This window comes from Pararhizobium capsulatum DSM 1112 (assembly GCF_030814475.1).
Classification (GTDB): domain Bacteria; phylum Pseudomonadota; class Alphaproteobacteria; order Rhizobiales; family Rhizobiaceae; genus Pararhizobium; species Pararhizobium capsulatum.
The window spans coordinates 2,343,807-2,358,856 of the sequence record NZ_JAUSVF010000001.1 but is presented as its reverse complement, the minus strand read 5'-3'; the positions used below and the strand labels follow the sequence as shown (position 1 = coordinate 2,358,856).

Genomic DNA, 15,050 nt, shown 5'->3' with positions numbered 1-15,050 from the left:
CGTTCCTGTTGTCATATGAGCGCTATGACTTATCGGGTCACGAGGCAGCTGCCGCCGGCGCTCTTGTAGCGCGAGCAAAGCTCGTTGGCGTCCTGCTTCGATCCGGCAGGAATGCGCACCCGGTAGTAGGTGCCTTTGCCCGCAATCTCCGCCTTCTTGATATCAACACCACGACCGCCGATGACGGATCCGAATTTACCGGACAGCGTGTTGTAGGACTTCTGCGCTTCGGCCTCCGAAGGCAGCGATGCGATCTGGATGACGTAGCTTCCGGGCGCCACGGCTGCCGTCTGCACGGGGGCCGGTGTTTCGACAACCGGCGTGCTCGCCGTCTGTTCGGCAACAGCGGGTTTCTCGACGACAGCCTGCTTCTCGACGACAGGACGTGCCTGAGGGACGGCCGCTGTCTCGGTCTCGGTGACCGTCGTTGTTGCGACGGGGCGAACCGGAGCGGTTTCCTCGACCTGAACATCCGCAGCTTCCGCAAGCGCGCTGCGCTCCGTCTTCGTTGCAGGGGTAATTGTCGTGGTCTTGACCGGCGTCACCGCCGGCTCTGTCTGGGCGACGTCTTCTGCGGCCGCTGCGGGAGCGATGTCTTCACGTGCAACAAGCGTGCCATCCGGCTTGACGATCATCGTACGGACCTTGCGCGGCGATACGGCAGGCGAGCTGTCTTCCTGGGGTGCAGTGTTGGCGGCAACATCCCCATCCGGCATCAGACGGTTACCATCTTCGTCTTCCGTCACGCCCGGAAGCGGTTCGTCACCACGGCCTTCCAAAGGAAGGTTCTCCGGTGTCAGGGTTCGCTGGACGACATCGACCGGCTCCTCCGTCGAGGAGACCAGTGCGCCCTGCTGGGGCAAGTCGTTTGCCGCCCCGGCAACGCGGTCATAAACCGCCTTGTCCTGGTTCGGAACGGTCTTGCCACCCTTTTCGACAGGCACGATCTTGACCGGTGTCTTGTCGGCGAGAATGACCTTCGGGTCACCACCCGAAAGACCTGGTGCCGAACCGCCCATCCAGGCGTAAACTCCGGCTCCACCGAGTATTGCGATACCGGCCACGGTCGCCGCGAGGAGAGCAATACGCCGCACGCCGCTCGACTGGCGTTCTTCAGCATAGTCGTCTTCGGCGGCGTATCCATATCCGACCGCCAGACGGTCAGATGCCGGATCCATCTCCTGACGAGGGCTCAGCGATTGACGGAAGTCCTCTTCCATTGCCTTTTCGAACGCATCGAAATCGTCTTCGACACGCGCGGTCGTGGCAGCAGGCGCTGCGGAGGCCGGGTGTGCGACGCCAGAAAAGAGGCGTTCGTCGTGTCCATGCTCGACGTTGCGGGCAGAACGCGCCGGTGTACCGAAAAGTTGGGCCATCTCGGCATCAATATCGAGATCATAGTCCGGCTGATAGGCAACCGGCTTTTCCTGCTCGACAACGGGCAATTGTGGCACATCGAGTTCAGCGATTGCAGCGAGGCTTTCCTCGGCCTCGGCAATCATCGCCGGATCAAAGGGCAACTCACTGTCACTCTGACTATCTTCCACCGCGAAATCGGCTTCGATAACAGGCTCAGAAACAACAGTGCGCGACGGCATCTCGACGACGGGCTCCGGGATAACAAAATCGGCGGGGTTCAAATCCCATGCGGCAGGCGCCGCCTTGCTCACCGGCACTTCGACGGGGGCTGCCTCGGCAACGACGGGCGCTGCAAGTTCGCCTCGCTCAAGCGCCTGCACTTCCATCGGATCGAGATCGAGGTCGATATCCGATAGGTCAAGCTCGAAAGCATCGAGATCGAAATCCGGTTCCGCAGGCTGCACCAGGGCATGGGCGGCAGCGACCACGATCGGCTCGGCGGCGACCTCTTCCGGCGCGAAGGCCGTCTCGGTGGCCAGGATAGGCTCGACAGCGATTTCCGTCGACGCAACCGACGGAGCGACAGCAGTCACCACCGGTGCTGCTGCCACCATCGGAGCAGCGTAAGCTTTCTGCCCTGCACCGGTGCTCGAAACGACCGGAGTTGCCCGGCTGAACATCGGCGTAAAGGGATAGTTGTTCTTGCGAAGCGGTGTCTGCGGCGCAATCGCAACCGCGGGCGCCTTGGTCGGAACAGGAAAACGCTCGATATCAGCCAGGAGCGCATCGACAAGCTCTGCCCCTGAAGCGGCCTGCGAATCGGCCTCAACCGGCGCCACCGGCGCCTGCTCCACGACCGCGTGGAACTCTTCTTGCAAAGGAGCCACCAAAACAGGCTCCTCGACAGCTACGTCGGAGAAAATCTCAGCCGGCATATCGAACTGAGGCTCGATCTCCGGCTCTACAGAAGCAACGTGAGTTTCGCTTTCCGTCGGCTCAGCAGCCGATGGTAAAAATTCCTCGTCATAACCGATCGACAGCTCAAGCTCGCGCTCCAAATCTATTTCAATGGATTCGAAGGTCGGCTCGGCATGCACCGCCTCGGTCCGGACCGGTTCTTCGAAAACCGGCTCAACATAGACGGGCTCGGCGTAAGTGTGCTCCGAAGCTTCCGCCAGCGGCGGCACCTCGGCCTCGACAATTACGTCCGGCTCGACATTCCACGACTGTTCGAAAGAAGCCTCATGGGACTCGGAAGCCGCAGGCTCGGCGAAAGTCGCAGGCTCAGCCCATGTGGCCTCCTCGACTGCAGGATCAACCGGAGGCATTGCCACCGGTTGATCATAAGTTTCAAATTCGCGAAGAAGCTCGTCTTCCAGATCAAGTACAGGATCCTGGCGCACCGTATTACGATGCTTTTCCAGCTCCTGCAGCTGCTGCATTGCCGGGCGGTTGTCGTAACCGACAATACGCGCGAGCTCGCTCAACGGATCGTCATCCGAGAAAAGATCGAATTCCGTAGTTCCGTTTCGTGCCAATTGATTGTCCGCCATACGCTCCACTCACGACTTACTAGCCTGCATCTGCCAGTGCATTGTGGGGAAATGGTGACAATACTATCGCATCTCTTCCGGAGCGTCCGTGCCTGTAATCGACAGGCCAGACTTCAGTACAGAAGCGACAGCACGCACCAGCCCGAGTCTGGCAATAGACAATTCTCTATTCTTATCGTTAACAAACCGTAATTCCGGAGCCTCTTTACCTTTATTCCAGTGCGCATGGAAGGCGCTGGCAAGATCATAGAGGTAGAAAGCCACCCTGTGGGGCTCTTGCGACAGCGCTGCAGCTTCAACAACGCGCGGATATTCTGCGATCTTGGCAACAAGCTGGATTTCGTTCGGATCGACAATATTACCGGCGATTGCCGCTGCGAAATCAACCTTTTGCAGATCAAGATCTGGAAATGCATCGGCAGCCTGCCGGAAAACCGAGCTGCAACGCGCATGAGCGTATTGCACATAGAATACCGGATTATCCTTCGACTGCTCCGTCACCTTTGCAAAGTCAAAATCCAGCGGCTCTGAGTTCTTCCGATAGATCATCATGAACCGAACCGAATCACGACCGACTTCATCGACGACATCGCGCAGCGTGACGAAATCGCCCGAACGCTTCGACATCTTGACCGGTTCACCCTCGCGGTAAAGCTTGACCAGCTGGCACAGCAGGACCGTCAACTTCGCAGTTCCACCCGATACGGCACGCGCCACGGCTTCCAGCCGCTTGACGTAGCCGCCATGGTCGGCTCCAAGCACGTAGATCATCTCGTTGAAACCGCGATCGAACTTTTCCTTGAAGTACGCGACATCAGCGGCAAAGTACGTATAGGAGCCATCTGACTTGATCAGCGGGCGGTCAATGTCGTCACCGACCTCGGTCGAACGGAACAGGGTTTGCTCGCGATCTTCCCAATCTTCCGGCAATTGCCCCTTCGGCGGCGGCAGGGTGCCCTTGTAGACATGTCCCTTGAAGGTCAGATCGTTGATTGCGGTGCGGATCGGGCCGGCACCGTTGTCATGCAGCGTCCGCTCCGAGAAGAATACTTCGTGATGGACATTGAGCGCAGCGAGGTCGCCGCGGATGATCTCCATCATCGCGTCGATCGTCCGGTCCTTGACCAGCGGCAGCCACTTGTCCTCCGGCATCAGGCGCAGGCTCGTGCCGAATTCGGCAGCAAGCGCCTTGCCAACCGGGACGAGATAATCGCCGGGATAAAGACCAGAAGGAATTTCGCCTATCTTCTCGCCAAGGGCCTCGCGGTAACGCAGGAATGCCGAGCGAGCGAGAACATCAACCTGCGCACCGGCGTCGTTGATGTAATATTCCTTTGTGACGTCGTAGCCAGCATAGGAAAGCAGATTGGCAAGCGTGTCGCCAACCACCGCGCCACGGCAGTGACCGACATGCATCGGGCCGGTCGGATTTGCAGACACATATTCGACGTTGACCTTGCGACCTTTGCCCACGGAACTACGCCCGTAGTCCACACCTGCCTCGATCATAGCAGCCAGCAGTTTCTGCCAGTAAGCAATGGAAAGACGGACGTTGATGAAACCCGGTCCAGCGACCGTAACTTCGGTGACTTCGGGATCTTCACGAAGCTTGACGACAATCTCTTCCGCAAGCGCACGCGGGTTCGTACCCAGCGGCTTTGCCAGCACCATCGCCGCATTGGTGGCGACATCGCCATGGCTCGGGTCACGCGGAGATTCTACGCTAACTCGAGAAAAATCAATCTCAGATCGCTTTTCACGAACGATATCAAGGGTCTCCAGAACATTTTTAATTCTTGATTCGAAGTCTGTGAAAAGATTCATGGTGTCCATCCGCTTTGCATTGCCGATTTTGGCAAGAGGCCGCGTTGCTTTCAATGATCCGATGTCCTGCAGCACATCCACAGGGCCGTTGAGCGGCTGACTAGCGCAATTCCGGAGTGTGGTCAAACAAGCGCCGGTGGACGGAAACGGCGTAGGTGTCCGTCATTCCTGCCAGATAATCTCCGACATGCCGCGCCCTTGCCGCCTCGGTCATCTCGGGCACCTGATCGGTCCAGGCGAGGGTCTGCATCTGTTGCGGATCGGCCATGAAGGCCTTGTAGAGATCCGTGACGATCGAGGCCGCGTTTTCGCGCACGCGCATGATTTCCGGGTGTCGGTAGATGCGCATCATCAGCATCTTCTTGATCTGCCGATCCGTCTGCGCCATCTCGTCTGAAAACGTGGCAATCACCCGATCGGCCGCCCTGATGTCGGCGGCACTTTCAGGCCGGTTTTCCTTAAGCCGCTGCTGCGAGACAGTGATGACGTCCTCGACCATGCGGGTTATCTGTCGGCGCATGATCTCGTGCGTGAAGCGCGGCGCCTCCAGACCGGGGTAGCGCTCGCCCACTTCCCGCATCAGATTTGCAAGGAAAGGCACATCCTCAAGCATATCGAAAGTGAGATAGCCGGAGCGCAGACCATCGTCGATGTCATGGGTGTTGTAGGCGATATCGTCGGCGATGGCGGCGACCTGCGCCTCAAGGCTCGCAAAGGTCGCCAGCTCCAGATCATGCTGTTCGCAATAATCAAGGATCGGCTTGGGTACCGGACCATGCGTTCCCTCACCGGTCTTCGTCATCAGTGGGCCGTTGTGCTTGACCAGGCCTTCAAGGCTTTCCCAGGTAAGGTTCAGGCCATCGAACTCGGCGTAACGCTTCTCCAGCTTCGTGACGATGCGCAACGACTGGGCATTGTGGTCGAAGCCGCCATAAGGCTTCAGCATCTCGTGGAGCGCATCTTCACCCGTGTGACCGAAGGGTGTGTGCCCGAAATCGTGGACCAGGGCCACGCCCTCGGCGAGATCTTCGTCGAGCTTCAGGGCTCGGGCCAGGGCACGGGCAATCTGTGCGACCTCGATCGTATGGGTGAGGCGCGTCCGGTAATGATCGCCATCGGCCGCAATAAAGACCTGCGTCTTGTGCTTGAGGCGGCGGAAGGCTGTCGTGTGGACGATACGGTCTCGGTCGCGCTGGAAATCCGATCGCGTAAGGCTGCCCGATTCCACATAAAGCCGCCCGCGGGTTGACCACGGGTCAGCCGCGAAAACCGCACGTTCACCGGAACCAAATCCAAGCGCCTGTCTGTCCAATGTCGTTTCCACTTTCGATGCCATTGACGCAATATCAAAGCCTTCATACCTATACTGGGCGTCGCGGAAAAGCGCCGCACCAGAAGAAGCGCCTCGCATGAATAAAATCAACAACTTGGCGCAGATACTGAAAATTGAAACCCACACCGTTTCCCGGCGGCATGGACACAACAGACGAATCTCTCCGGATCTTGACCCCGGCAGGAGGCATGAATGACCACTGAAACCGTTACCCTTTCAGACGCAGCTGCCAAGCGCATTGCTGCGATCCTGAAAAAGGATTCCGAAAAGAATGCCATGCGCGTCTCCGTCGAAGGCGGCGGCTGTTCTGGCTTTTCCTACAAGTTCGACCTCGTGAACGACGGCGGCGAGGACGACCTCGTGCTGGAGAAAGGCGAGGCAAAAGTGCTGATCGACAGTCTGTCGCTGGTATATATGGGCGGGTCTGAAATCGACTTCATTGACAACCTGATGGGCCAGTCTTTTCAGATCAAAAATCCAAATGCTGTCGCAAGCTGCGGATGTGGCACGAGTTTTTCGGTCTGATCCCTCGATCACCTTACTCCTTGCCTTCTAGATGAAGCTTCGCCCTTCTCCTAAAGATAGGGCGAGCCAAGCCAGAGAATCTTGTTCACAAGCCTTTTGAAGAAAGGCTGAGACCGCAGGCTGGCGAGCGTGACTGGTTGCGCCTGCATCAGGAGCGGACGGATGCGTTCGGCCACCTGATGCGAAAACGAGATATCCATCACCTCGATATCGATTTCGAAATTCAGACGCAGCGAACGAGGATCGAGATTGGACGATCCGACATAGGACCACCGCCCGTCGATCGTCATTAACTTGGAATGGTTGAAGGCGCCGGTCGCGCGCCAGATGCGGCAACCGCCTTTCAGCAGCTGATCGAACTGGGCCGTCATTGCCCGATCGACCAGGGTCAGATTGTTGATGCCGGGCACGACGATATCGACTTCGACGCCCCGCATGGCAGCCGTCACGAGCGCGCTGATCAATTCCCGATCAGGCAGGAAATACGGCGACATGACGAGGATTTCGTTTCGCGCCACAGAAAAGGCCCCCATCAGCATCTTCTGGTTCGATTCGTTTGTCCGGTCCGGCCCGGAGGGAACCGCGCGCATGAGTGTATTGGATGGCTTTCCACTCGGTAAAGACGTCCGCCAGATGTCACTATCCAGCATCTCCCGGCTAGAGAAATGCCAATCCTCCTCGGCAACCTCGAACAGATCTGCAACAACAGCACCCTGAACCTTGAAATGGGTATCGCGCGCCCTCGCCTCGGCAGCAAATTCCTCGGTAAAACCGGCGCGAATATTCATGCCCCCGGTAAAAGCCGTCTGTCCATCGACAATCAGGATTTTGCGGTGCGTCCGCAAATTGGCGTAGGGCAAACGGAGCCCCATGACGATGTTGCCGTTGAAGACGCGAACGGTAACCTTGCCCTCCTGGAGATATCCGACAACGCTCGGAACCGAATAGCGCGCGCCGACCGCATCGATGAGCACCCGCACCTCGACGCCACGGTTAACCGCCGCGATCAACGCATCGGCGAAGCGAAGGCCAATCGGGTCTCGATCGAAAATATAAGTCTCGAGCAGAATCGAGCGCTTGGCCTCACCGATCGCCTTCAGCATGGCCGCGTAGGCGATATCGCCGCCGTTTAACATCTGAATGCGATTGCCCATGCACATACCGTGACGGCTCACCTTGTCGCCAAGCAGCTTCATCGAAGCGAACCGCTGGCCGAAGCGGCGGGCAACACTTTCGCCGGTCACGTCGTACTCATCCTTTGGCTCAGGCCCCCGATCCCGCAACTGCAGCCTTTGCAACTCGATGGAAGATCGCCGCATTCGATTGATGCCGGCAATCGCATAAACCAGTGCGCCCAGAATGGGCGACAGGATGATGATGCCGACCCACCCGAGCGCCGAGCGAACCTCCTGCTTGGTCATGGTGGCGTGGATTGCAGCGGGAACGCCAAGGAGCACCGAGAGAACGGCGAGGATATGCGGCCAATAGGTCACGAGTGTATCGATCATGCCGCAACTATAAACAGCCTGCCCGATGACGCAATTGCCACTGAAATCACGGAGTTCGCGTTTGTCAAAGATTGCCGCCAACGATAAAAGAATGCGCAAGGCCAACGGCGCCACGCGATCCTCGCCGGTACCGCAATCCTGGACATTGCCCGCAAAAGAATAGGATATCCGGCATGAAAATCGCCACATGGAACATCAATGGCGTGCGCGCCCGCATCGATGCCCTCGTGGCCTGGCTGAAGGAATCAAACCCGGATATCGCCTGCCTTCAGGAAATCAAAACCGTCGACGAGGGTTTTCCAAGGGCAGAGCTCGAGGCGCTTGGCTACCATGTCGAGACCCACGGCCAGAAAGGCTTCAACGGCGTTGCCATTCTTTCCCGGCTGAAGCCGGATGAGATCATCCGTGGTTTGCCCGGCGACGATGAAGACCTGCAGTCGCGCTTCATCGAAGGTGTGTTTTCAGTCAAGGGCGGCGCGATCCGAGTTTGCTCGATCTACCTGCCCAACGGCAACCCTACGGGCACGGAAAAATACAGCTACAAACTTGCCTGGATGGAACGACTGCGGGTTCATGCAGAAGCCCGGCTGCGGCTTGAAGAACCGTTGATCCTGGCCGGCGACTACAACGTCATTCCCGAACCGCATGACTGCTGGGATGTGAAGATCTGGGAAAACGACGCCCTGTTCCTGCCGCCCACACGCAACGCCTTCCGCAAGCTCGAAAACCTCGGCTTCACGGATGCAGTGCGTGCGACCAACGATACGACGCCGCTCTATACGTTCTGGGATTATCAGGCCGGTTGCTGGCCGAAGAACTTCGGTATCCGCATTGATCATCTGATGCTATCGGCTGAAGCGCTCGACAAGATCGTCTCGACATCGATTGAAAAGCACGTCCGCGCCTGGGAAAAGCCATCGGACCATGTGCCAGTCATCGGGGAATTCGCGTTCGAAGCCGCGTGAGCCCAGCGGGCCGGATCAGTTACCGATCGAGCGTGGAATATCGCGGCTGATTAATCCGCATCCAGATGCATGCCACGAGACATGGTGATCGCCACACGCCGGTCGTCCTCGTTTGCAAGGGAGAACGCCTGTTCCTGAAGCGGTTGCAGCCAGGAGCGCTCCTTGGGCGTGCACTGATCGAGTGCCGCTGTCATATAAGCTAGGCCACGCACTGTCTGACCTTCCTGGAAGATGACGTTGCCGAAGACGCCCATGGCGCCGGCATGGCCGCTCTTGCGGGCGCGATTGAGCCATTTCTTGGCCTGTTGGACATTGACGCTGCCTCCATCGCCCGAAAGCAACATCTTTGCCAGCTGGAACTGGGCTTCAGGCACGCCGAAAGTGGAGGCGGCCTGGAAATAAAGCTGGCGCGCCTGGGCGAGATCGGACTTCACGGGGCTGTCGGGGATGCCACGGCGATAATAGCCGGCGAGAGAAATCAGCGCGTTGACGAAATAGCCCGTATCTTCTGATCCGGGTTCGATGCCCTTCTGGGCAATCTCGCTGTAAATCTTGAAGGCTTCGAGATCGTTTTCGGCAACACCGTCGCCATCGGCATACATGTTTGCCAAGGCCCAACGCGAGCCGGTATGGCCCTTTTCCGCGGCGTAGCGATAGGCTTCCATCGCCTCGTCCTTGCGGCCGTTCTTGTAGGCAGAAAAGCCGAATTTAAAGAGAGCAAAGGGACCGGATTCCTTGGAAACCCCGGCACCCGGATCGAATGCGTAAGCATGCCCACCAAGCCCGCCAAGCGTGAGCGCCATACCCAGAACCAGAAACGTCAACGACTTGTATTCGCGTATCAGCATTTTAGTCAGTTCTTCCCATCAACTCCATACGATGGCACCCGTCAGGATGCCTCAGCGCCGGTGTCGAAAACCCCGATAGAAAATCGAAACAGCGAAAGAAACATCATGCCCAACCGCTGCATTCCCTTCTCTTCACCCTGACGGTTTTCCAATCTAGGAACCGTTTCCGGCAAGAGTACGGCCTGCCCCCGCAGCCGTTGACTTCACTTATGCATTCCACATCACTGCACCCCAAGCGGCACTGCTTAATCAGCGCCAACAGCCAGGAAATCAGGGAAAAAGTGGAAGGTCATGCATGCTTTAGCTTCACCTCAAACGCCGTACTCAAAAACCATCGAACGCCTGTGGATGTGATCGGTGCTCCTAGTTTGTGGCGGGAAATGGACATAATCCGTCGCCGCAACTCCACTACCGACTATAGAAAAAATGTGTTGCTGAATCGTCACAATTATTGGCGCGGATCGAGTGAATTTGCTCACGGAACTGGCATGCTCCAGAAACACAAAAAGCCCGGATCGAAATCCGGGCTTCAAGACTTTTGGATCTTAGAACTTTACCTTCAGCGACGTGGAGACAGCACTGACAATGTCGGTGCCGAAATCGTAGGTCACTTCGGCTGCACTGCCATCCATCGGCGCCGAGCTTCCGCTCGTCAGGATGCCGACAACACCGGCAAGACGCAGCTCGACATTTTCGGTCGGAGCGTAGGAAACGCCCGTGCCAACTGTCCAGGTATCCGTCTGGTTGCCATAGCCATGGCTCGTGCCGCGATCCCAGGTCAGGCTGACGGCACCGCTCCACTGATCGTTGAACTTGTGACCGACACCGCCGGTGATCGTCCAGCCGTCGCGGTAGAGAAGGTCAAGGCTTGTAGGAAGGTTACGAGGATCGGCCGTGCTGTTCGGGTTGACCTGGATGATCTGGAGCTGGCTCCAATCCGTCCACTTGACCGAGCCGAAGGCCAGCCAGCCGGGCGCAATGCCACTCTGCACCTTGAGTTCCAGCGAATCCGGCATCGAGGCGAAGCTCGAAACATCATATTTGGTGCCTGGAACAAAACCGCCCACGCCATTTGGAAGAAGCGTGTTTCTCAGATCGATCGTTCCGTCAAGATTATCCAGATCGACAGCGCTGTTGTAAACGAGGCTTGCTCGCAGCGCATACTCTGGAATTTCATAGGCTACACCGGTGCGCCAGCCCCAACCATTGCCTTCCAAATCAAGACGTCCCACGCCGCTAAACGTTGGACTGACTAGGCTCAAATCAGTAACCAGTCGCTCCTTGAAGCCACCGACCTCCTGATAGAATGCGCCGCCAATAACGCGAAACTGCCCCTGCCCTACGTCCCACTTATAGGAACAGGTTGCAGCGTAGTTATCGCTCTCAATCTTGGTCTCAATATTGTCGTTGGCACCGGCCCAATTTGAGCCAGGATTGGTATGGGCGCCCCAGGGCTGGGAATAATCGGCCATGCAATCGACGCTATCGCCAAAGCCGGCTTTTACGCCGATGCGCGGTACCCAATAGCTCTCGGTCTCACCAATTCCATTGTTCGGCCGGCCGTTAAGGTTGCCGCTGGTCGGCGCGGTGTTGATGTCAACGACATTATCGAGTTCGCGCTGCGGATTGACATAGGTCGCCGCGGCTTCCGCCGCATAGGTCGATGGTTCAAACAAAAGATCGATGTTGTAGCCGCCACGTTCCAGGCCGCCTGCCTGAACCGTGCCTGCGACCATGGCGAGCGTGAAGGCTGTCATCACCGCCGTCTTGGTCGTATTTTTGTTCATATGTTCCTCCCCATGAACGCCAGTGAACGGCGCAAACCGCCCGGTGACAGGAAAGTACCGGCAGGAGAGTTAACTTAGCAAATCGCGAAATATCGGGATCGCGCTGCAGCAATCACGAAAAGTTGACGTAAGAGTTTGACAAATGACTCAATGCGGCAAAATTTCGAAACAAATTTCCCTTAAAGGAACAAAACCACATCGAAATCAGAAATTTATTCCATAACCAGACAAATGTGTCACATCGACACAACAATGCCGCTTTTTGCCTTTGCCAGCATAATTCACAGATATCAAAGATTGAAATTTGTTTTCGCAGACGTCTTGCGCGTCATTTAGGCGAAGGAATCAATTCCTCGCCTTGCGAAGCAACCGGTCGATAAAAAAATAGGGCAGCGCATCACCACGTATGCACTGCCCTTTCCGTCGATCAGTACGCGTCAGCCCGCTTCAGTCACTCGGGACAAGGCAACACCCAGGGAAGCCCGCTGGCCGTCGAGTTCGGCCAAACGCTCGCGCTCGGCTTCGACAACATCCGGACGGGCATTGGCCACGAATTTTTCATTCGAGAGCTTGCCGAGAATACGTTCGCGCTCCTGGTTTACCTTGGCAATCGCCTTTTCGAGGCGCGATTTTTCAGCTGAAAGGTCAATCAGATTGCCAAGCGGCAGGCAGATGGTCGCCTCGCCGAGAACGATCTGGGCACTGCCCTTCGGGGCCTCGGCCGCAAGCGTGATATCATCGATGCGTGCAAGCCGGCGAATTGCTGCTGCGTGACGATCAAGGCGTTCGCGGGTTGTCGTACTTGCTTCGACAACGACCAGGGGACCCACCGACCCCGGCGGCACGTTCATCTCCGAGCGAACCGAACGGATGCCGGAGACGAGATCGATCAGCCAGTTGATCTCCGCAGCGGAGCTGTCGTCGGCGTAGGAGGCCGCCGGCCATTCCGCGTGGCAGAGCAGCGTTTCACGGTCCTTGCCCTCGCCCGCCGTCTGCGCCCAAAGCTCCTCCGTCATGAAGGGCATGAACGGATGCAACAGCTTGTAGGCTTCATCAAGGACATAAGCGACGCATGCCTGGGATTCAGCCTTTGCAACGGCATCCTCACCACTGAAGATCGGCTTCAAAAGTTCCAGGTACCAGTCGCAGAACTGGTTCCAGATGAAGCGGTAAAGGCTGCTCGCAGCTTCGTTGAACCGATAAGCCTCGATAGATTCGGTCACGTCGCGAATGGTTCGGGAGAGCTCCGTCAGAATCCAGCGGTTGGTCGTGACCGAGCAGGTCTCCGGCACGAACTTCGGATCATTGGCAACGCCGTTCATGCCGGCAAAGCGCGTGGCATTCCAGAGCTTGGTGCCGAAATTGCGATAGCCGGCGATGCGGGCCGGATCAAGTTTCACGTCACGACCCTGGGCCGCCATGATCGCCAGCGTGAAGCGAAGCGAATCCGCACCGTATTCATCGATCAGTTCGAGCGGGTCGATAACGTTGCCCTTGGACTTCGACATCTTCTGGCCGTTCTTGTCGCGAACCAGCGCGTGGACATAAACGGTGTGGAACGGCTCGACCGGCGTTCCATCGCTATCCTTCATGAAGTGAAGGCCCATCATCATCATGCGGGCGACCCAGAAGAAGATGATATCAAAGCCGGTGACGAGCACGTCGGTCTGATAATACTTGTCAAGCTCTGGCGTCCTGTCGGGCCAACCGAGGGTCGAAAAGGGCCAGAGCGCCGATGAGAACCATGTATCCAGGACGTCCTCATCACGCGTCAGGATTTCGCCCGGCCTGAAGTTCTCCAGGAGGTCCTCGACATAGGCCTTCATCGGGCCTTCATGGGCGATATAGTGCTGGATGGCGGCATGCAGTGCCTCTTCCTCGGTCTTCTCGACGAAGACCTGGCCATCCGGACCGTACCAGGCCGGAATCTGATGACCCCACCAGAGCTGGCGAGACACGCACCAGGGCTGGATGTTTTCCATCCATTCAAAATAAGTCTTTTCCCAGTTCTTCGGGACGAAGTTGGTGCGGCCCTCGCGAACGGAAGCGATCGCGGGCTTCGCCAGCGTGGCTGCATCGACATACCACTGCTCCGTCAGGCGCGGCTCGATCGGCACACCGCCACGGTCGCCGTGGGGCACCATGTGCTTGTGCGGCTCGACGCGATCAAGAAGGCCACGCTCCTCGAACATCTCGACGATGGCCTTGCGCGCGGCAAAGCGATCCAGACCGTCGAGCTTCGAAATGATCGGCTCAAGTTCCGGCGTCTCCGGCAGGTCTTGCAGGAAATCCTCGTTGCCGGCGAGCGTGACATGGGCGTCGATGGTCAAGACGTTGATCTGGCGCAGGTTATGACGCTTGCCGACATAGAAGTCGTTGAAATCATGGGCTGGCGTCATCTTGACGGCGCCGGTGCCTGCGGTCGGATCAGCATAGTCGTCACCGACGATCGGGATGCGGCGTCCGATCAACGGAAGAATGACATGCTTGCCGATGATCGACTTGTAGCGCTCATCTTCCGGATTGACGGCAACGCCGGTGTCCCCAAGCATCGTTTCCGGGCGCGTCGTTGCAACGACCAGATAATCACGGGCTTCCCATTCCGTCGGCTTGCCTTCCTCGTCAAAGGCAATCGGATGCTGATAGCTGACGCCTTCCTCCAGCGGATAGCGCAGGTACCAGAGGCTTCCGTTCATCTCGACCTGTTCGACTTCCAGGTCGGAGATTGCGGTCAGGAGCTTCGGATCCCAGTTGACGAGACGCTTGTCCTTGTAGATCAGGCCTTCCTTGTAGAGCGAGACGAAGACTTCCAGAACGGCCTTCGACAAGCCCTCGTCCATAGTGAAGCGCTCACGCGACCAGTCGCAGGAAGCGCCGAGACGCTTTAACTGGTTGAAGATCAATCCGCCGGACTCGGCCTTCCACTCCCAGACCTTGTCGATGAAGGCATCGCGGCCCATCTCGCGACGGTGCTGCTGACGCTCCATGAGCTTGCGCTCGACAACCATCTGCGTGGCGATGCCGGCATGATCCATGCCGGGCTGCCAGAGGACATCCTTGCCGCGCATACGCTCAAAGCGGACCATGATGTCCTGCAGCGTGTTGTTCAGCGCATGGCCCATGTGTAGAGAGCCGGTGACGTTTGGCGGCGGGATCACGATGCAGAAGCTGTCAGCGCCTGGCTTTGCCCCAGCGCCTGCACGAAAAGCATCCTGTTCGTCCCATTTCTTGGCGATAATCGGTTCGACGGCGGCGGAATCGTAGGTTTTGTCAAGCATTCTGAGACCAAACTTGCTGGTTGTTATCTGGGCTTGTGTAAATCGGAAGGCTGCCGCGAAGTCAACATGA

At 57.6% G+C, this 15,050-nt stretch carries 9 protein-coding genes; 2 read left to right on the top strand and 7 right to left on the bottom strand.

Translation table 11 applies throughout. The features are described from left to right. Nucleotides 1-29 precede the first annotated feature (29 nt). From QO002_RS11505 to QO002_RS11495, 3 genes are all read right to left on the bottom strand, one after another. The gene (locus QO002_RS11505; RefSeq protein WP_307229734.1) at nucleotides 30-2,912 is read right to left on the bottom strand and encodes an SPOR domain-containing protein; all 2,883 of its coding nucleotides are present in this window, start codon (nucleotides 2,910-2,912) and stop codon (nucleotides 30-32) included. A gap of 63 nt (nucleotides 2,913-2,975) precedes the next feature. After that, nucleotides 2,976-4,736 carry an arginine--tRNA ligase gene (gene argS, locus QO002_RS11500; protein WP_307229732.1) on the bottom strand — a complete coding sequence of 587 codons (1,761 nt, stop codon included), beginning with the start codon at nucleotides 4,734-4,736 and terminating at the stop codon, nucleotides 2,976-2,978. 100 nt (nucleotides 4,737-4,836) lie between these two features. Next, a complete protein-coding gene (locus tag QO002_RS11495) occupies nucleotides 4,837-6,072 on the bottom strand; it encodes a deoxyguanosinetriphosphate triphosphohydrolase (RefSeq protein WP_307229730.1) in 1,236 nt (411 codons plus the stop codon). A gap of 189 nt (nucleotides 6,073-6,261) precedes the next feature. Here QO002_RS11495 and erpA point away from each other — a divergent pair, with 189 nt between their 5' ends. Beyond that, a complete protein-coding gene (gene erpA / locus QO002_RS11490; RefSeq protein WP_307229728.1) occupies nucleotides 6,262-6,594 on the top strand; it encodes an iron-sulfur cluster insertion protein ErpA in 333 nt (110 codons plus the stop codon). A 50-nt stretch (nucleotides 6,595-6,644) separates the two neighbouring features. On the opposite strand, the gene QO002_RS11485 is transcribed toward erpA, so the two are convergent. Next, nucleotides 6,645-8,102 carry a phospholipase D-like domain-containing protein gene (locus QO002_RS11485; protein ID WP_307229726.1) on the bottom strand — a complete coding sequence of 486 codons (1,458 nt, stop codon included), beginning with the start codon at nucleotides 8,100-8,102 and terminating at the stop codon, nucleotides 6,645-6,647. A gap of 173 nt (nucleotides 8,103-8,275) precedes the next feature. On the opposite strand from QO002_RS11485, the gene xth reads away from it, so the two are divergent. Then, nucleotides 8,276-9,067 carry an exodeoxyribonuclease III gene (xth, locus tag QO002_RS11480; protein ID WP_307229725.1) on the top strand — a complete coding sequence of 264 codons (792 nt, stop codon included), beginning with the start codon at nucleotides 8,276-8,278 and terminating at the stop codon, nucleotides 9,065-9,067. Nucleotides 9,068-9,117: 50 nt separating this feature from the next. Here xth and exoR read toward each other — a convergent pair whose 3' ends face one another. The 3 genes from exoR to QO002_RS11465 form a co-directional block, all read right to left on the bottom strand. Further along, nucleotides 9,118-9,915, bottom strand: a complete 798-nt coding sequence (exoR, locus tag QO002_RS11475) for an exopolysaccharide production regulator ExoR (protein ID WP_307229723.1) — start codon at nucleotides 9,913-9,915, stop codon at nucleotides 9,118-9,120. A 545-nt stretch (nucleotides 9,916-10,460) separates the two neighbouring features. Beyond that, on the bottom strand, nucleotides 10,461-11,702 hold the full coding sequence (locus QO002_RS11470; protein ID WP_307229721.1) for an OmpP1/FadL family transporter: 1,242 nt from the start codon (nucleotides 11,700-11,702) through the stop codon (nucleotides 10,461-10,463). Between the two features lie 437 nt (nucleotides 11,703-12,139). After that, nucleotides 12,140-14,980: a valine--tRNA ligase gene (locus QO002_RS11465; protein ID WP_307229719.1), complete on the bottom strand. Its 2,841-nt coding sequence runs from the start codon at nucleotides 14,978-14,980 to the stop codon at nucleotides 12,140-12,142. Nucleotides 14,981-15,050: the final 70 nt, after the last annotated feature.

Excerpts from the sequence above, each read along its gene's own strand:
- QO002_RS11505 (WP_307229734.1), bottom strand. The coding sequence starts at position 2,912 with ATGGCGGACAATCAATTGGCACGAAACGGAACTACGGAATTCGATCTT.
- argS (WP_307229732.1), bottom strand. The coding sequence starts at position 4,736 with ATGAATCTTTTCACAGACTTCGAATCAAGAATTAAAAATGTTCTGGAG.
- QO002_RS11495 (WP_307229730.1), bottom strand. The coding sequence starts at position 6,072 with ATGGCATCGAAAGTGGAAACGACATTGGACAGACAGGCGCTTGGATTT.
- erpA (WP_307229728.1), top strand. The coding sequence starts at position 6,262 with ATGACCACTGAAACCGTTACCCTTTCAGACGCAGCTGCCAAGCGCATT.
- QO002_RS11485 (WP_307229726.1), bottom strand. The coding sequence starts at position 8,102 with ATGATCGATACACTCGTGACCTATTGGCCGCATATCCTCGCCGTTCTC.
- xth (WP_307229725.1), top strand. The coding sequence starts at position 8,276 with ATGAAAATCGCCACATGGAACATCAATGGCGTGCGCGCCCGCATCGAT.
- exoR (WP_307229723.1), bottom strand. The coding sequence starts at position 9,915 with ATGCTGATACGCGAATACAAGTCGTTGACGTTTCTGGTTCTGGGTATG.
- QO002_RS11470 (WP_307229721.1), bottom strand. The coding sequence starts at position 11,702 with ATGAACAAAAATACGACCAAGACGGCGGTGATGACAGCCTTCACGCTC.
- QO002_RS11465 (WP_307229719.1), bottom strand. The coding sequence starts at position 14,980 with ATGCTTGACAAAACCTACGATTCCGCCGCCGTCGAACCGATTATCGCC.